The sequence below is a fragment of the Agromyces marinus genome (genome assembly GCF_021442325.1).
GTDB lineage: Bacteria > Actinomycetota > Actinomycetes > Actinomycetales > Microbacteriaceae > Agromyces > Agromyces marinus.
This window is the reverse complement of record NZ_CP087879.1, coordinates 1,567,137-1,583,545: the sequence shown is the minus strand read 5'-3', so window position 1 is coordinate 1,583,545 and position 16,409 is coordinate 1,567,137. Positions and strand designations below refer to the sequence as shown.

The 16,409-nt window shown below is 71.9% G+C and carries 15 protein-coding genes and 1 tRNA gene; 11 read left to right on the top strand and 5 right to left on the bottom strand.

What is annotated here, in order from left to right:
- Positions 1 to 28: 28 nt before the first annotated feature.
- The 3 genes from DSM26151_RS07435 to DSM26151_RS07425 all read right to left on the bottom strand — a co-directional run bounded on the left by DSM26151_RS07435 (position 29) and on the right by DSM26151_RS07425 (position 2,593).
- A complete protein-coding gene (locus DSM26151_RS07435; RefSeq protein WP_234661758.1) occupies positions 29 to 1,591 on the bottom strand; it encodes a DNA polymerase Y family protein in 1,563 nt (520 codons plus the stop codon).
- On the bottom strand, positions 1,588 to 2,322 hold the full coding sequence (locus DSM26151_RS07430; protein WP_234661757.1) for a hypothetical protein: 735 nt from the start codon (positions 2,320 to 2,322) through the stop codon (positions 1,588 to 1,590). The genes DSM26151_RS07435 and DSM26151_RS07430 overlap by 4 nt, the downstream gene beginning before the upstream one ends.
- A 187-nt stretch (positions 2,323 to 2,509) precedes the next feature.
- Positions 2,510 to 2,593: transfer RNA gene (locus DSM26151_RS07425), tRNA-Leu, on the bottom strand.
- Positions 2,594 to 2,796: 203 nt separating this feature from the next.
- Here DSM26151_RS07425 and DSM26151_RS07420 point away from each other — a divergent pair.
- Positions 2,797 to 4,146, top strand: a complete 1,350-nt coding sequence (locus DSM26151_RS07420; RefSeq protein ID WP_234661756.1) for a M20/M25/M40 family metallo-hydrolase — start codon at positions 2,797 to 2,799, stop codon at positions 4,144 to 4,146.
- A 59-nt stretch (positions 4,147 to 4,205) separates the two neighbouring features.
- Positions 4,206 to 5,027 carry an undecaprenyl-diphosphate phosphatase gene (locus tag DSM26151_RS07415; protein WP_234661755.1) on the top strand — a complete coding sequence of 274 codons (822 nt, stop codon included), beginning with the start codon at positions 4,206 to 4,208 and terminating at the stop codon, positions 5,025 to 5,027.
- Between the two features lie 28 nt (positions 5,028 to 5,055).
- Here the strand turns inward: DSM26151_RS07415 and DSM26151_RS07410 are convergent, their stop codons facing one another.
- On the bottom strand, positions 5,056 to 5,976 hold the full coding sequence (locus tag DSM26151_RS07410; RefSeq protein ID WP_234661754.1) for a PAC2 family protein: 921 nt from the start codon (positions 5,974 to 5,976) through the stop codon (positions 5,056 to 5,058).
- A gap of 113 nt (positions 5,977 to 6,089) precedes the next feature.
- On the opposite strand from DSM26151_RS07410, the gene DSM26151_RS07405 reads away from it, so the two are divergent.
- The 9 genes from DSM26151_RS07405 (at position 6,090) to lnt (ending at position 16,035) form a co-directional block, all read left to right on the top strand.
- Positions 6,090 to 6,728 carry an HAD family hydrolase gene (locus DSM26151_RS07405; RefSeq protein ID WP_234661832.1) on the top strand — a complete coding sequence of 213 codons (639 nt, stop codon included), beginning with the start codon at positions 6,090 to 6,092 and terminating at the stop codon, positions 6,726 to 6,728.
- Positions 6,725 to 7,750, top strand: a complete 1,026-nt coding sequence (locus DSM26151_RS07400; RefSeq protein ID WP_234661753.1) for a tRNA (adenine-N1)-methyltransferase — start codon at positions 6,725 to 6,727, stop codon at positions 7,748 to 7,750. The genes DSM26151_RS07405 and DSM26151_RS07400 overlap by 4 nt, the downstream gene beginning before the upstream one ends.
- A gap of 40 nt (positions 7,751 to 7,790) precedes the next feature.
- A complete protein-coding gene (locus DSM26151_RS07395; RefSeq protein ID WP_234661752.1) occupies positions 7,791 to 8,732 on the top strand; it encodes an FKBP-type peptidyl-prolyl cis-trans isomerase in 942 nt (313 codons plus the stop codon).
- Between the two features lie 48 nt (positions 8,733 to 8,780).
- Positions 8,781 to 9,800, top strand: a complete 1,020-nt coding sequence (locus DSM26151_RS07390) for a helix-turn-helix transcriptional regulator (protein ID WP_234661751.1) — start codon at positions 8,781 to 8,783, stop codon at positions 9,798 to 9,800.
- Positions 9,797 to 10,816, top strand: coding sequence for a helix-turn-helix transcriptional regulator (locus tag DSM26151_RS07385; protein ID WP_234661750.1), 1,020 nt, complete (start codon positions 9,797 to 9,799; stop codon positions 10,814 to 10,816). Before DSM26151_RS07390 ends, DSM26151_RS07385 begins: the two co-directional genes overlap by 4 nt.
- 64 nt (positions 10,817 to 10,880) lie before the next feature.
- A complete protein-coding gene (gene tatA / locus DSM26151_RS07380) occupies positions 10,881 to 11,162 on the top strand; it encodes a twin-arginine translocase TatA/TatE family subunit (protein WP_234661749.1) in 282 nt (93 codons plus the stop codon).
- 50 nt (positions 11,163 to 11,212) lie between these two features.
- A complete protein-coding gene (gene tatC / locus DSM26151_RS07375; RefSeq protein ID WP_234661831.1) occupies positions 11,213 to 11,977 on the top strand; it encodes a twin-arginine translocase subunit TatC in 765 nt (254 codons plus the stop codon).
- 12 nt (positions 11,978 to 11,989) lie between these two features.
- A complete protein-coding gene (locus DSM26151_RS07370; RefSeq protein WP_234661748.1) occupies positions 11,990 to 14,419 on the top strand; it encodes a DEAD/DEAH box helicase in 2,430 nt (809 codons plus the stop codon).
- Positions 14,416 to 16,035, top strand: coding sequence for an apolipoprotein N-acyltransferase (lnt, locus tag DSM26151_RS07365; RefSeq protein WP_234661747.1), 1,620 nt, complete (start codon positions 14,416 to 14,418; stop codon positions 16,033 to 16,035). Before DSM26151_RS07370 ends, lnt begins: the two co-directional genes overlap by 4 nt.
- On the opposite strand, the gene DSM26151_RS07360 is transcribed toward lnt, so the two are convergent.
- Positions 16,032 to 16,397 (bottom strand): RNA polymerase-binding protein RbpA, encoded by a 366-nt coding sequence (locus DSM26151_RS07360; protein ID WP_234661746.1) that lies wholly within the window; start codon positions 16,395 to 16,397, stop codon positions 16,032 to 16,034. The two genes, lnt and DSM26151_RS07360, sit on opposite strands and share 4 nt — an antisense overlap.
- Between the last annotated feature and the right edge of the window lie 12 nt (positions 16,398 to 16,409).

The window sequence follows — 16,409 nt, the reverse complement described above, 5'->3', positions numbered from 1 at the left end:
GCGCATCACCCCCTGTTCGCCCCGCGCATCAGTCGTACCTCGCCTCGGCCCACCAGCCCTCGGCATCGCGGACCAGCAGCCACGCGCACCCCTCGTGATCGACCACCTGGAACCGGTGCACCCGTCGGGCGCGCACCGGATCCCACCACCGCTCCACGACCGGCCACGGACCCGCCCACGCTCGCACCGGCGCGGGCACCGCACCGGCGACCGCGAACGACGCGGGCGGCGACGAGATCGTGCCGCGCGCATCGACCGCGACCGAGGCGCCCGCGGCATCCGTCAACGCCACCGCGGGCCGTTCCCGGAACACGCTCGCCGGAGCGAGCGCGGGCAGGCTTCCCGGCCAGGGAGCCTCGGCCGCGGCGCCCTCGGGCGGGCGGTCGCCCCACGGCACGAGCACCTGGCGGTCTGCGAGCATGCGCCCGCCGCCGACCGCGGCCGTGAGCACGCCCTCGTGCCCGAGCATGCTCTGCACGCGCGTGAGCCCGTGGTGCACGCGCTCGTCGGGGCCGCCGCCCCACAGCCCCTCCTCGTGGTTGCCCGTGGAATCCACCCGCTCGGGCACGATCCGCAGCCGCACGATGGGCGCCTCGAGCCCGGCATCGGCCGGCCCCGCACCCTGCAACTGCCAACGGACCCGATCGACGACATCGGCCGGCGTGAACCAGTGCGGGTGCAGCCAACTGCGACTCGAATGGCCCCCGCGGTCGTCGTCGAGCTCGACCCGGATGCCGGTGCACACGAGTCGCTTCGCCCGCATCCGCTCGATGAACTCCTCGGCGCGCACCCGGAACGCGAACGCGAGCTGGTCGATCCGCTCGAGCGGAGGCTCGAAGTGCTGCTCGACCTCGAAGTCGGGCGGCGGGGTGCGCGGAGCCACCCGGGAGCGTTCGCGACCCGCGGCGCGGTCGTGCGCGAACGCGCCGGCCGCCCCGAACCTCCGCCGGACGTCCTCCTCCGGGAGCGCCGCGAACCCGCCGAGCGTGCGCACGCCCAGCCGATGCAGCAACGTCGTCGTGCGCGCGTCGACGACGAGCGAGACCGGCAACGGGGCCAGGAACCCCGCCGACCCCTCCGGTGGCACCGCCAGCACCCGTCGCCCGGCCGAATCCGGATGCGCGCCCGCCGCGCGCGCCGCCTGCTCCGCGGCGAACGGCCCGTCGGCGACGCCCACGCAGGCCCCCGCGATGCCGTGCTCGGCGACCGCCGCGAGCAGCGCGCGCGCCGCGGCATCCTCGTCGCCGTAGTACCGCGCCGGCCCGCGCGCCCGCATCGCGAGCGTGCCCGGCCGCACGACCTGCACGCCGGGCACGATCGCCTCGATGCCGCGCACGACCGGCTCGAACGCGCGGTGATCGAGCGCGGCGTCGTACGGCAGGACCTCGAGCGCGGGGGAGCGGTACTGCGCCTCGCGCAGCCTCAGCCCGCGTGCGACCCCGTCGCGCCGAGCCGCCGCCGAGCACGAATGCACCTGCCCGGCCTCGGTCAGGGCGACCGGCGCACCCGGGTCGAGCCCGGCGTCGCGGCACGCGGCGAGCACGGGCCAGTCCGGGCACCAGAGCACGATGCTGCGAACGGCCCCGCTCATGAGGCCCTCGCGGTGAAGTCGGGCCGGTGCACGATGCCCGTGGCATCCGCGCCGGTGGATGCCACGGCGTCCGCGACCGCGACCTGCGCATCGCGCGCGGGCAGGCGGAGCCGGCGCAGGCTTCCCCGCCCGACCTCGCCGCGACCGGTCACCCGCACGACGACCTCGCGCTCGACGAGGTGCCCGTGGCCGCGCTCGAGCCCGGTCCAGTCGCTGCGCTCGAGTCCGAGCCGCGCATCGCTGCCCGGCCACGGCCCGTCGACGAGGAGCAGGGTGCCGCGCTGACGCAACCGGGCCGCGAACCGGGCCGCCTCGGCGGGTGCGAGCGCGCCCGCTGGGCGCACCGCGACCACGGGGATCACATCGGCGAGCGCCGCGGCGACGCTCAGCCACTGCCGGCCCGGATGGGGCACCAGCACGAGCCGTTCCAGGTCGATGCCGAACCGGGCCGCCGCTTCGACGCCGAACTCGGGGAAGCCGGCCACCGCGACCCAGCGCCCGCTCTGCGACGGCCCCGCGAGCGCGGCCATGAGCAGCGACGCCGACCCCTCGACCCGCACGACCGCACCCTCGCGCAAGGCACCGCCCGGCAGCACCGAGGCGAGCGCCGGGTGCGTGGGCACGGCCCGGCTGTCGAGCCGGGTGGCCTGCATCCCGCGGATGCGGGCCTGCAACTGCTCGACCCGCTCGAGGTGCGCCGCGGGAGCGGTCGGGGCAGGTGCGGTCTTCACCTCTCAATATTCGAAGATATGTTCGAATCCCGCAAGCGGCGGATGCCACGCGTCCGCCGCTCAGCAGGGCAGGCGCACTCGGTCGTCGACCGGATGACGATGCGGGCTCCCGCGGCACGGCCCGGAACAGCACCCTCCGGAAACGACGAAAGGCCGGATCCGAAGATCCGGCCTTTCTCACAACGCGTGCGCGAGGGGGGACTTGAACCCCCACGCCCGTTAGGGCACTAGCACCTCAAGCTAGCGCGTCTGCCATTTCCGCCACCCGCGCGTTGTCTCGGCCTCTGATCGCTCAGCGGCCGTAGAAGACATTAGCACGGTTTCCGGGGCCTCCAGACCACGGGGAGACCGTGCGGATGCCCGCCGGGACGCAGCCGCAGGTCACACCCCGGAAAGTGGATTCCGCACGATCTCGACGGCGGTCACGGACGATCCGCACGACGACCCGAGCCGCCGGGCGCTAGCGTGGAGCGCATGTCCGAGACCACCCCTGCCCGCGACGCCCACGCGACCGGCGAGCACCGCGCGACCGAAGCCCTCGACGAGACCGTCGCCATCGCGCGCGACCTGATCCGCTTCGACACGACGAACCACGGCGAGGGCCGCTCGAACGGCGAGCGCGAGGCCGCGGAGTACGTCGAGGCGCACCTGCGCCGCATGGGGCTCGACCCGGTCGTGCTCGAGTCCGCCCCCACGCGCGCCAACGTCGTCGCCCGCGTGCCCGGTGCAAACCCCGACAAGCCGGCGCTGGTCCTGCACGGTCACCTCGACGTCGTTCCGGCGGATCCGCGCAACTGGAGCGTCGACCCGTTCGCGGGTGAGATCCGCGACGGCATGCTGTGGGGGCGCGGAGCGGTCGACATGAAGGACATGGACGCCATGATCCTCACCGCGGTCGGCGACATCCTCGCCGAGGGGCGCCTGCCCGAGCGCGAACTCGTGCTCGGCTTCTTCGCCGACGAGGAGGCCGGGGGCCTCTTCGGCGCGAGCTGGCTCGTCGACGAGCATCCGGAGCTGTTCGCGGGCGCGACCGAGGCGATCAGCGAGGTCGGCGGATACTCGGTGACGGTCGGCGGCAAGCGCGCCTACCTGCTGCAGACCGGCGAGAAGGCGCTGCTGTGGGTGCGCCTGATCGCGCGCGGCACGGCCGCGCACGGATCGCGGCTCATCCACGACAACGCGGTGACCAAGCTCGCCGAGGCGGTCGCGCGCATCGGTCGCAGGGAGTGGCCCGTGCGGCTGACCGACACGACGCGCGAGCTGCTCGCCGCGGTGGCGGGCGCACTCGGGGTCGATCCGGAGCAGGTCTCACCCGACGAGCTCGCGCTCGCGACCGGTTCGGCCTCCGGGTTCATCACGGCGACGCTGCGCACGACGTCGAACCCGACCCAGCTGCTCGGCGGGTACAAGCACAACGTCATCCCCGACCGTGCGGAGGCCCTCATCGACATCCGGACCCTCCCGGGCGAGGAGGACGCGGTCCTCGCCGAGATCGCCGAGATGGCGGGCCCGGACGTCGAGATCGAGGTCGTGCATCGGGATGTCGGCCTCGAGGCCCCGACGCACGGTCCGCTGGTCGACGCGGTCACGGGCGCGCTGCGCACCCACGACCCGGACGCCGCGGTCTTCCCGTACCTGCTGAGCGGCGGCACCGACAACAAGGCGCTGTCGCGACTCGGGATCTCGGGCTACGGGTTCGCGCCGCTCCGCCTTCCGGACACCCTCGACTTCCCGGCGATGTTCCACGGCGTCGACGAACGGGTCCCGCTGGACGGGCTAGTCTTCGGGAGGCAGGTTCTGAAGGACCTCCTCCTGTCGTACTGACGCCCTTCCCGACGACGCTCCGATGCCCTCATCCGTGGGGGCGGTAAGGCGACCCACCCGTGTTCGAAGCCATCATCCTCGGCCTCGTGCAGGGACTCACCGAGTTCCTGCCGATCTCTTCGAGCGCGCACCTGCGCATCCTCGGGGAGTTCCTGCCCACCGCGGCCGACCCCGGCGCGGCGTTCACCGCGATCACGCAGATCGGGACCGAGGCCGCGGTGGTCGTCTTCTTCTGGCGGGACATCGTGCGGATCATCTCGCACTGGTTCGGGTCGCTCTTCGGCCGTGTGCCACGCAACGACCCCGACGCGCGCATGGGGTGGCTGATCATCATCGGTTCGATCCCGATCGTGGTGCTCGGACTGCTGCTCCAGGAGTACATCGAGACCGTGTTCCGTTCGCTGTACATCACGGCGACGATGCTCATCCTGTTCGGCATCGTGCTGGGGCTGGCTGACTGGGCCGGCGCGAAGCGCCGCAAGCTCGGCGACCTGACCTACCCGCACGGCATCTGGTTCGGCCTCGCGCAGTCGCTCTCGCTCGTCCCCGGGGTCTCGCGCTCGGGCGGCACGATCACCATGGGGCTGCTGCTCGGGTACGAACGCGCCGCCGCCGCTCGATATGCGTTCCTGCTCGCGATTCCGGCCGTGTTCGGTTCGGGCTTCTACCAGCTGTTCAAGAGCTGGGGCGAGCCGAGCGTGTACAACGGCCTGGAGACCGCCGTCGCGACGGCGGTCGCGTTCGGCGTCGCGATCCTGGTCATCGCGTTCTTCATGAAATGGATCTCACGCCACAGCTTCCTGCCGTTCGTGATCTACCGCATCGCGCTCGGCGTGGCGGTGTTCGTGCTGCTCGGCGCCGGGGTGATCGAGCCGCTCTGACGTCGAGCAGGCGACAGCGGATGCCGCGTCAGGCGCCGTCGCGGGGCCGCCACGTGCCGCCCCCGCCGCCCGGCTGGTCGCCCCGACGACGGAGGTAGCGTTCGAACTCCTGCGCGATCGCCTCGCCGGATGCCTCGGGCGAGTCGGCCGCGTCGCGTGCCTGTTCGAGCTGGGCGATGTACCCGGCCATCTCGTCGTCGTCGGCCGCGAGCGCGTCGACGTTGGCCTCCCACGCGTTCGCCTCGGCCTCGAGCGTGCCGCGGGGGATGCTCAGCCCGGTGAGCTCCTCGACCTTGCCGAGCAGCGCGAGCACGGCCTTCGGCGAGGGCGCGTTGTGGACGTAGTGGGGGACCGAGGCCCAGAGCGAGACGGTCGGGATGCCGGCGCGTTCGGCCTGGTCGGCGATGATGCTGAGGATGCCGACGGGGCCCTCGTAGGTGGAGCGCTCGACCCCGAGTGCGGCGCGCACCTCGGGGTTCTCGCTCGAGGCGAACACGGCCAGGGGCCGGGTGTGCGGCGCATCGGCGAGCATGGCGCCGAGCAGCACGACGCCCTCGATGTCGGCTGCGAGCGCGGCATCGACGAGTTCGGCTGCGAACCCCTTCCAGGTCCGGGCGGGTTCCGCGCCGAGCAGAACGTGGAGCGTGTCGGCGCCTGGGCCGGTCACCACCTCGTCCTCGTCGGGCGCGGCTCGTCCGCCTGCGCCGGGGCCGAGGATCGCCGCGCCGGGCCAGGAGATGCTGCGGATCCCGTCCGGTCCGGCCTCGACGGTGGGGCGGGTGAACTGGTAGTCGAAGTAGAGCTCGGGGTCGACCGCGGCGATCTCGACGAGTCCGAGCCGTTCGACGAGCAGTCTCGCGGCCCCGGTGGCGGCTTCGCCGGCGTCGTTCCACCCTTCGAACGCCACGACGAGGAGTCGCCCGCCCTCGAACCCGGTCGGCTGCTGCACTCGGTCCGCCCCGCTTCCCGAGCCCGGGAGGTCCGGACTCACCTCAACAATAGGCCGTGCCCGTAGAATCTCCGGTTGTGACCAAGCGCCTCCCCGCCGCCGTCCTCTGGGACATGGACGGCACCATCGTCGACACCGAGCCCTACTGGATGCAGGCCGAGATCGAGCTCGTCAACGAGTTCGGCGGAACCTGGACCCACGAGGACGCCCTCCGGATGGTCGGCATGGGCCTCTGGGACGCCGCCGAGGTGTTCCGGGGCGCCGGGGTCGACCTCCCGGCCGACGCGATCGTCCATCGACTGACCGAGCGCGTGCGCGAGCAACTCGCGCAGCACGGGGTGCCATGGCAGCCCGGCGCGCAGGAGCTGCTGCGTCAGGTCCGCGACGCGGGCGTCCCGACGGCGCTCGTGACGATGTCGATCCGCTCGATGGCCGAGGACGTCGTCGGCGCGATCGCGTTCGCCGCGTTCGACGAACTCGTGACGGGCGACGAGGTCGCCGCTCCCAAGCCCCATCCCGAGCCGTACCTCGCCGCCGCCGGGCGGCTCGGGGTCGACATCGCCGAGTGCATCGCGATCGAGGACTCCCCGACGGGCCTGGCCTCGGCCACGAGCGCCGGCGCGGTCGCGATCGGGGTGCCGCACATGATCCCGATCCCCGCGGATCGTGCGGATGCGGTCTGGCCGACCCTCGAGGGTCGAACCCTCGACGACCTCGTCGCGCTCCTCGACGGCAAGCGGGTCGGCGCGTGAGCCGCGGCGAGGCGAGCGGGCTCTTCCGGGTCGGCGACCGCGTGCAGCTGACCGGCCCGAAGGGCCGGATGCACACGATCACGCTCGAATCGGGCAAGGTCTTCCACTCGCACAAGGGCACGATCGCGCACGACGACCTGATCGGCCTTCCCGACGGCTCGGTCGTGGCGAACGCGGTCGGCATCGAGTACCTCGCGCTGCGACCGCTGCTCGCCGACTTCGTGATGTCGATGCCGCGGGGCGCGGCGATCGTCTACCCGAAGGACGCCGCGCAGATCCTCGCGCAGGCCGATGTCTTCCCGGGCGCGACGGTCGTCGAGGCCGGCGTCGGGTCGGGCGCCCTGTCGTTGTGGCTGCTGCGGGCGATCGGCCCCGAGGGCCGGCTCATGTCGTTCGAGCGGCGCGAGGAGTTCGCCGACGTCGCCCGCGGCAACGTCGCGACCTTCCACGGCTCCGACCCGGCGAACTGGTCGATCACGCTCGGCGACCTCGCCGACACCCTGCCCGAGCGGGCCGAGGCGGCATCCGTCGACCGCGTCGTCCTCGACATGCTGGCGCCCTGGGAGTGCATCGACGCGGTCTCGACCGCGCTGAAGCCCGGCGGCGTGGTGCTCTGCTACGTCGCGACCGCGACGCAGCTCTCCCGCGTCGCCGAGGCGATCCGGGCGACCGGGTGGTACACCGACCCGGTCGCGAACGAGACGATGGTGCGCGGATGGCACGTGCAGGGTCTCGCGGTCCGGCCAGACCACCGGATGATCGCGCACACGGGCTTCCTGATCACGGCGCGCAGGCTCGCGCCGGACACCGAGCTCCCCGAACTCAAGCGGCGCCCGGCGAAGACCGAGTTCAGCGACGAGGATGTCGAGGCCTGGACGCCCGGGGCGCTCGGTGAGCGCAACGTCAGCGACAAGGTCCTGCGCAAGCGCGCTCGGGCAGCGGATGCCGCGGCCCGCCGTTCGCGGGCCGACGACGCCGACCCCGGCAGTGATCGCGACGCCGACCCCGCCGACGCCGACTAGGCTGTCCCCGCCCGTTCCACACGAGACGAAACGAGGATCCGTGCGCCTCCCGATCGCACTCACCGCCACCGCGACGCTCGTCGCACTCGCCCTGACGGGCTGCACCGCGACGCCGGAACCGCAGGCCGAGCCGGGCGCGTCCTCCGACCTCATCGAGGTCAGGGGCGACTTCGGCGACGCGCCCCGCGCGGAGTTCCCGACGCCGCTGCGCCCCCAGGAGACGCAGTGCACCGAGATCGTCGAGGGTGACGGCGAGACCCTGGGCGAGGGCCAGCAGGCGCTCGTCGGGCTCGCGGTGTACAACGCGACCACGGGGGAGCAGTTGCAGTCGACCGGTTTCGGCGACGAGCCGGCCGTCCCGGTCGTGCTGAACGACGGCACGCTGCCCGGCCTGGTCAAGGGCCTGAGCTGCGCGAGCGAGGGCTCGCGCGTGGCCGTGGCCGTGCCGCCCGCCGACCTGTGGGGCGAAGAGGGCAACGCGGCGATCGGGCTGGGCGGCGAGGACGGGATCGTCGTGATCTTCGACGTGCACCAGGCGTTCCTGCCGAAGGCGAACGGGTCGCCGCGCATCACGCGCGACGGCTTCCCGGCGGTCGTGACCGCGCCCGACGGTCGCCCCGGCATCACGGTTCCGGACAACCCGCCGTTCGAGACCACGCAGGTCGAGGTCATCAAGCAGGGCAACGGGCAGACCGTCGAGGACGGCGACAACGTCGTCGTCCACTACACGGGTGTGCTGTGGGACGACAACTCCGTGTTCGACTCGAGTTGGGAGAGCGGTGCGCCGGCCTCGTTCGTCGTGAGCGAGGGCGAGGGTTCCCAGGTGATCCCGGGCTTCTCGAAGGCGCTCATCGGCCAGCAGGTCGGCTCCCAGGTGGGCGTCGTGGTGACGCCCGAGGACGGCTACGGCGACACCGCCCAGGGCAGCATTCCCGCCGGCTCGACGCTGTTCTTCGTGATCGACATCCTCGGCGTCGCGTGACCCGACCGCTGCGGCGTCGCCGCTCGGCGCTTCAGTATGATCGCTGACGTGGCGTCATCCAAGCCCTCGGGGGAGACTCGGATCCCGGTCGAGGATCGACTGTTCAGCCTCGTGCTCGCGTTGCTCGCGACCGAGCACGGCCTGTTGAAGGCGGAGATCCTCTCGACCGTGCGCGGGTACGCCGAACGGTACGACCCGCACGGCGGCAACGCGAACCTCGAGCGGCAGTTCGAGCGCGACAAGGACGAGATCCGCGACCTCGGCATCCCGCTCGAGACGGTCGAGTCCCCGGATCGCCCGGGTGACAACCAGGCGCTGCGGTACCGCATCCCCAAGGGCCAGTACGACCTGCCGGTGGATGTGCGCTTCACGCCCGACGAACTGGCGCTGCTCGGCCTGGCGGCCGAGGTCTGGCGCGAGGCGTCGCTCTCGGCCGATTCGCAGCGCGCCCTCACCAAGCTCCGCTCGCTCGGCATCGAACCGAGGGAGCCCGTGATCGGCTACGCGCCGCGCCTGCGAGTGCGGGATGCCGCCTTCGAACCGATGCGGCAGGCGCTCGACCGGCGCCAGCGCGTCCGCTTCCACTACCTCAAGCCCGGCGAGCACGCGCCCCGATCGCGCACGGTCGAGCCGCACGCGGTCGTCCTGCACGAGGGGCGCTGGCATCTGCACGGCCGCGACGTCGACGCCGACGCGCCGCGGACCTTCCTGCTCTCGCGCATCGTCGGCGACGTCCGCCTGCTCGCGGGACCCTCGTTCGATGCGCCGCCCGCCGACGTCCAGGACCGCGCGCTCGCCGACCTGCAGGCGCTGCGGCTCTCGAATGCGGCCGATCTGGCCGTGAGCGCCGGCTCGGACGCCGAGGTGCGCCTGGGCAAGCGCGCCGTGCAGGCCGACGAGGATGCCGGGGTGATCCGGCTGCACTACACCGACGAGGCGGTGTTCGCGGACGAGCTCGCCTCGTACGGTCCGGAGGTGCGCGTGCTCGCACCGGATTCCCTGCGCGGCGCGGTGCGGGTCCGTCTCGCCGCCGTCGCGGCGGCGCACCGGGCGGGGGGAGCGGCATGAGTCCGAAGCCCGCCAGGCGTACGCCGGCGCTCCGGGCCCCGGACCGGCTCGTCTTCCTGCTCTCGCTGGTGCCGTACCTGCTCGACCAGCGCGTCGTCGAGGTCTCGGAGGCCGCGGCGCACTTCGGGGTCGGAGCGACCGAGATCCGCGACGCGGTGAAGCTCATCGCGACGTCGGGGCTTCCGGGCGCGACGGGGACCTACCAGCCGAACGACCTGTTCGACATCGACTGGGACTCCTTCGAGGACGACGACGTCATCGTCATCGTCCATCACGTCGCGATCGACGACGCCCCGCGGCTCTCGGCACGCGAGGCGGCGGCGCTCATCGCGGGGTTGCAGTACCTCTCGGCACTGCCCGAGAACGCGGGGAGCACGGCTCTGGCGGCGCTGACGGCGAAGCTGCGGGCCGGTGCGTCGGCCGAGCCGAGCCGGCTCGCGATCGCCGAGGAGGCCGCCGACGCGACCCTGGCCGAGGTGCGGCGGGCCGTGGCATCCGGTCGGCAGCTCGAGTTCGACTACCTGAACGCGCGGGGCGAGCACCGGCGCCGGCTCGTCGACCCGTTGCGGATCACCTCGCTCGGGGCCGACTGGTACATGCAGGCGTACGACCACCTGCGCGACGACGTGCGCAACTTCCGCATCGACCGCATGAGCGGTCTGCGCGTGACCGACGGTGCGGTCGCCGACCACTCCGGCAGGACGATCCCGGAGACCCTGTTCCAGGCGTCGCCGGACGACCTCGAGGTCGTGGTGGATGTCGCGCCGGAGAGCCTGCCGCTCCTGGCCGACTACCTCGCCGACTCGACCGCGACCGAGGTCGGCGGTCGACTTCGGGTCACGCTCCGTCTCGCGCACGTGCACGGCCTCAAGCGGTTGGTCGCGGGCCTGCCAGGCCTGGTAACCGTGATCGCGCCCGACATCGCGCGGGAGGCGGTGGCGGCCTGGGCGACGGCGGGCCTGGCGGCGTATCCCGGCACCTCCGACGATCGTGATCCGATCGATTCCGAGGCGTGAGGACTCCCGGTCGACCGACCCGGTAGACTGACCGGACCATCCCGCCAGAATTGGACGAGAACCTATGTTTGGAAACGCCTTCTCCGGTTGGCACGCACTGATCATCCTCCTGGTGATCCTGCTGCTCTTCGGTGCGCCGAAGCTTCCCGCACTCGCGCGGAGCCTGGGCCAGTCGATGAAGATCCTCAAGAGCGAGGTCCGTTCCGACGGCGACGACGCGGATGCCAAGGACGCCACGGCCGGCACCACCCCTGAGGCCCCGGCCGCCTCGAACCCGCAGGCGGCGACGCCGGCGCCCGCCCAGGTCGATCAGCCGAAGCGCGCGGACTCCGGCCCGAGCGCCTGAGCCGCATGACCGCGGTGAAGGATCGCGGGGAGAAGAACCGCGAGAGGCGGATGTCGCTCGGCGCGCATCTGGTCGAACTGCGGAAGCGCCTGTTCATCTCGGCGATCGCGATCGTCGTCGGCATGGTCGGCGGCTGGATCCTGACGGACCTGTTCGTCTGGGATGCGATCCAGGAGCCGGTCAACCGCGTGGTCGAGGCCCAGCAGGGCGAGGATGCCGTGAGCGCGGGCATCATCTTCCCGACCATCTCGAGCGCATTCGACCTCCGCCTGCAGATCGCGTTCACGCTCGGCATCGTGATCTCGGCGCCCGTGTGGCTGTACCAGATCTTCGCGTTCCTCGTGCCCGGGCTGAACACGAAGGAGCGCAAGTACACCTTCGCGTTCTTCGCGACGGCGATCCCGCTGTTCTTCGCCGGGTGCGCCGCCGGGTGGTTCGTGCTGCCGAACATCGTCAAGCTCATGACGAGCTTCGTGCCCGAGGGGGCTGAGACCCTGCTCACGGCGAAGGAGTACATCGACTTCGTGCTGAAGCTGGTCGTCGCGATCGGCATCGCGTTCGTCGTGCCGGTGTTCATCGTGCTGCTCAACTTCGCCGGCATCCTGAGCGCGGCGGCGATCATCAAGTCCTGGCGCATCGCGATCCTCGTGATCGTGCTGTTCACGGCGTTCGCGACGCCGTCAGCCGACGTGGTGTCGATGTTCATGCTCGCGATCCCGATGATCGGCCTGTACTTCGCGGCCTACGGGATCGCCGCCCTGCACGACCGCCGGGTGGCCAAGCGCGCGCAGCTGGAGTTCGGCGAGCCTGTCTAGGCTGGAGGGGTGATGAGCCCCTCGCCGGCCGAGCGCTACGCGCAGTCCCGGCAGCAGCGACGCCAGCCCAGGCTGCAGGAGTTCGCGGCGACGCTCTCCTTCGACCTCGACCCGTTCCAGCGCGCGGCCTGTGCTGCGCTCGACGACGGCCGCAGCGTGCTCGTCGCGGCTCCGACCGGAGCGGGGAAGACGGCGGTCGCCGAGTTCGCCGTGCACCTGGCGATGCACTCGTCCGGCGCGAAGGTCTTCTACACGACGCCGATCAAGGCGCTGTCGAACCAGAAGTTCCAGGAGTTCGCCGACACGTGGGGCGCCGACCAGGTGGGCCTGCTCACGGGCGACACCAACATCAACTCGGGCGCACGCATCGTCGTCATGACGACCGAGGTGCTGCGGAACATGCTGTACGCCGAGTCGCCGCTGCTCGACCGCCTCGCCTACGTGGTCATGGACGAGGTGCACTACCTCGCCGACCGGTTCCGCGGGGCCGTCTGGGAAGAGGTCATCATCCACCTCCCCGAGCACGTTCGGCTCGTCTCGCTGAGCGCGACGGTCTCGAACGCCGAGGAGTTCGGCGACTGGCTCCAGGCCGTGCGGGGCGACACCGACGTCGTCGTGTCCGAGCAGCGACCGGTGCCGCTCGAACAGCACGTGCTGGTCGGGACGAAGCTGCTCGACCTGTTCGACTCGTCGGGCCAGGCGGCGACGCATCGGGTGAACCCCGAGCTCCAGCGGCTCGCGCGAACCGGCGGCCGGTCGATCCGGGCGCGTTCCCAGCGCGGTCGGAGGGGCGGCGACCGCGGCAGGTACCACCGGCCCGCTCCCGGCGAGGGGCGCATGGAGCGCTCCGCGGTCGTCGAACTGCTCAGCGGCAAGCACCTGCTGCCGGCGATCTTCTTCATCTTCTCGCGGGCCGGCTGCGACCAGGCCGTCCGTCAGGTGCTGCGCAGCGGCATCCGTCTCACCGACACCGACGAGCGCGCCGAGATCCGGGCGATCGTGGAGGAACGGTCCCGGATGCTCCGCGACGACGACCTCGCGGTGCTCGGCTACTGGGAGTGGGTCGAGGGACTGCAGCGCGGCGTCGCCGCGCACCACGCGGGGATGCTGCCGGCGTTCAAGGAGATCGTGGAGGAGCTCTTCCAGCGCAGGCTCCTCAAGGTCGTCTTCGCGACGGAGACGCTCGCGCTCGGCGTGAACATGCCTGCGCGCTCGGTCGTGCTCGAGAAGCTCGAGAAGTTCAACGGCGAGGCGCGCGTGCCCATCACGCCGGGGGAGTACACGCAGCTCACCGGACGTGCCGGGCGACGCGGGATCGACGTCGAGGGGCACTCGGTCATCCAATGGGTCGACGGGCTCGACCCCGAGGCGGTGGCCTCGCTCGCGTCCCGGCGCAGCTACCCGCTGAACTCGAGCTTCACGCCGACCTACAACATGGCCGTCAACCTCGTCGACCAGTTCGGCCGCGACCGCACCCGCCAGGTGCTCGAGCTCTCGTTCGCGCAGTTCCAGGCGGACCGCGCCGTCGTGGACCTCGCCCGGACCCTGCGCAAGCAGGAGGGTTCGATGGCGGGCTTCGAGGAGGCCATGCGCTGCCACCTCGGCGACTTCGCCGAGTACGCCGCCATCCGTCGGCGCATCGGCGACCTGGAACGCCAGGGCGCCAAGGGCAACCCCACTCACGCGCAACGCGAGCGGATGCAGCGCGACCTCGTCGCCGAACGCAAGCGCCTCCGCGCCCACGCCTGCCACGGCTGCGCCGAACGCGAGCAGCACGCGCGCTGGGCCGAACGCTGGTGGCGCCTGAAGCGCGAGCACGACGACCTCTCCAGGCAGATCCGCACCCGCACCGGCCAGGTGGCGAAGCGCTTCGACCGGGTCGCCGACGTCCTGTCGCAGCTCGGCTACCTCGAGCGCCGCGAGGACGGCGAGCTCGTGCCGACCGCGGCCGGACGCACCCTCAAGCGGATCTACGGCGACCGCGACCTGCTCGTCGCCGAATCCCTCCGCCGCGGGCTCTGGGACGGACTGGACGTCCCGTCGATCGCGGCGATGGCCGCAGCCCTCGTGTACGAGCCGCGGCGCGACGACCGGGGCATCGAGTTCCGCATGCCGAAGGGCGGGTTCCGCACCGCGTTCGAGCGCACGACCGATGCGTGGAGTGAACTCGACGACGTCGAGCGCGACCATCGGCTCCCCGGAACCGAGCAGCCGTCGCCGGCGCTCGCGAACGCGATGCACGCGTGGGCTCGGGGGGTCGGGCTGGGGCAGGTGCTGGCCGACACCGAGCTCGCGGCCGGCGACTTCGTGCGCCTCTCGAAGCAGGTGATCGACCTGCTCGACCAGATCTCGATCGTGGCCGACGCCGAACTCGGCGCGACCGCACGGGCGGCGATCGATGCGGTGCGTCGCGGCGTCGTCGCGTACGGAGCGGCCGCATGAGCGGCTCGGCGACGGTCGGCACCACGCCGGCCGCGGCATCCGCTCGGGCCGCCTCGAGGCCGCTCCTGCCGCTCTGGGCGGCGCTCATCGTCTCGGCGCTCGGCGGGTTCGTCTACGACCTCGGCTTCCCGGGTGCGAGCGCCTGGCCGCTCGCGTTCGTCGGCATCGCGATGGCGATCGTGCCGCTCGTCGGCAGGTCGATGCTCTCCTCCTTCCACGTCGGACTCGCGTTCGGCCTGGCCTTCTACCTCTCGCACGTGTCATGGACCGCGCTCTACCTGGGCCCGATCCCGTGGTTGGCGCTGTCGATCCTGCAGGCCCTGTTCGTCGCAGGCGGTGCGATGCTCATCACGCTCGCCTACCGCTGGACGGCCGCGGCCGGAAGCGGCCGGTGGATGAACCTGCTGGTGGTGCCGCTGCTGGTCGCCGGCCTCTGGATCGTGCGCGAGAGCGTCACGGGTTCGCTGCCCTACGGCGGCTTCCCGTGGGGGCGTGCGGCGCTCAGCCAGTCCGAGAGCCCGTTCGCGCAGGTCGTCTCATGGGTCGGTTCGACCGGCCTCGGGTTCATCATGGTCGCGATCACGGCCGGGGCCGTCGAATGGGTGCGGGCGAGCGGATGGCGCGACCTGCGCACCGCCGTGCCCGTCGCCTCGCTCGTCGTGCTCGCCGTCGTCCTCCCGGCGTTCCCGACCACGCCGTCCGGCGATCTGCGGGTCGCGAGCGTGCAGGGCGACGGGCCCTCGGGCTACTTCGACGAACGGGCGCAGGGCGACGTGCTGCGCGCCCAACTCGAGGCGACCGCACCCGTGCTCGACGAGTCGGACGTCGACGTCCTGCTGTGGCCCGAGGGCGGGTCCGACATCGACCCGACGCGCAGCCCCGAGGTCGCGCGGATCTTCGACGGGCTCTCCGAGCAGCTGGACGCTCCCGTCGTCCTGAACACCGTCACGGTCGACGGCGACCGCTTCTACAACGCCTCCCTCGTCTGGGAGGCGGGGGAGGGCGCGACCCAGGCCTACGCCAAGCGCAACCCGGTGCCGTTCGGCGAGTACATCCCCGACCGCTGGTTCTACAACCTGATCGTGCCCGACCTGATCGGCCTCGTGCAGCGCGAGTACTCGCCGGGAACGCAGGCGCCGGTGTTCGATCTCGGCGACGCGGTGACCGGTCTCGCGATCTGCTTCGACGTGATCTACGACGGCCTGATCTGGGAGGGCGCCCGCGACGGGGCCGAGGTGTACATGTTCCAGACGAACAACGCCGACTTCCGCGGCACCGACGAGAACGAGCAGCAGCTCGCGATCGCGCGCCTGCGCGCAATCGAGACGGGGCGCTCGGTCGTGAACATCTCGACGGTCGGAACGAGCCAGGTCATCGATCCGACGGGGCGCACGATCGATTCGCTGCCCGCCTACGAGCCCGGCTCGATGGTCACCGACGTCGAACTCCGTTCGGGACTGACGCCCTCCGTCGTGCTGGGCGCCGCCGTGCCGCTCGTCCTCGTGATCGGATCGCTCGGCGGACTCGCGCTCGCGGGCCTGCTGGCGCAGCGGAACGCCCGGCGGCGGACGGAGTCCGCGACCGGGCGCGCTGAAGGGGTTCGGTCTGCCGGCTAGGCGCCGATCTTCTGCTGGCCGCGACGGGCGCGCAGGATCTGCAGCCGCTCCTCGAGGATCTCCTCGAGCTCGGCGCGCGTCCGGCGCTCGAGCAGCATGTCCCAATGCGTCCGGGCGACCTTCTCACCCGAACGGTCCACCTCGACCGGCTTGGAGTCGACGAGCAGCACCGCGGAGTTGCCGCAGTGGCGGCACTCCCAGGTCTCGGGAAGCTCGGCCTCGGTCGAGAACGTCATGACCGTCTCGCGGCCGCACGTCTCGCACTGGTAGGTGTACTCGGCTCGATCAGCGAAGACGACGCCATCCTCACTCTGCAGGCTCTGTGCGCCGATTCGCATGCCTCGTAGGCTCCGGTCCGCCATGGCGTACTCCTC

What these genes read in the sequence shown, in the direction of transcription:
- DSM26151_RS07385 (WP_234661750.1), top strand. Translation starts at nt 9,797, where the DNA reads ATGAGTCCGAAGCCCGCCAGGCGTACGCCGGCGCTCCGGGCCCCGGAC.
- tatC (WP_234661831.1), top strand. Translation starts at nt 11,213, where the DNA reads ATGTCGCTCGGCGCGCATCTGGTCGAACTGCGGAAGCGCCTGTTCATC.
- DSM26151_RS07420 (WP_234661756.1), top strand. Translation starts at nt 2,797, where the DNA reads ATGTCCGAGACCACCCCTGCCCGCGACGCCCACGCGACCGGCGAGCAC.
- lnt (WP_234661747.1), top strand. Translation starts at nt 14,416, where the DNA reads ATGAGCGGCTCGGCGACGGTCGGCACCACGCCGGCCGCGGCATCCGCT.
- DSM26151_RS07435 (WP_234661758.1), bottom strand. Translation starts at nt 1,591, where the DNA reads ATGAGCGGGGCCGTTCGCAGCATCGTGCTCTGGTGCCCGGACTGGCCC.
- DSM26151_RS07370 (WP_234661748.1), top strand. Translation starts at nt 11,990, where the DNA reads ATGAGCCCCTCGCCGGCCGAGCGCTACGCGCAGTCCCGGCAGCAGCGA.
- DSM26151_RS07360 (WP_234661746.1), bottom strand. Translation starts at nt 16,397, where the DNA reads ATGGCGGACCGGAGCCTACGAGGCATGCGAATCGGCGCACAGAGCCTG.
- DSM26151_RS07405 (WP_234661832.1), top strand. Translation starts at nt 6,090, where the DNA reads ATGGACGGCACCATCGTCGACACCGAGCCCTACTGGATGCAGGCCGAG.
- tatA (WP_234661749.1), top strand. Translation starts at nt 10,881, where the DNA reads ATGTTTGGAAACGCCTTCTCCGGTTGGCACGCACTGATCATCCTCCTG.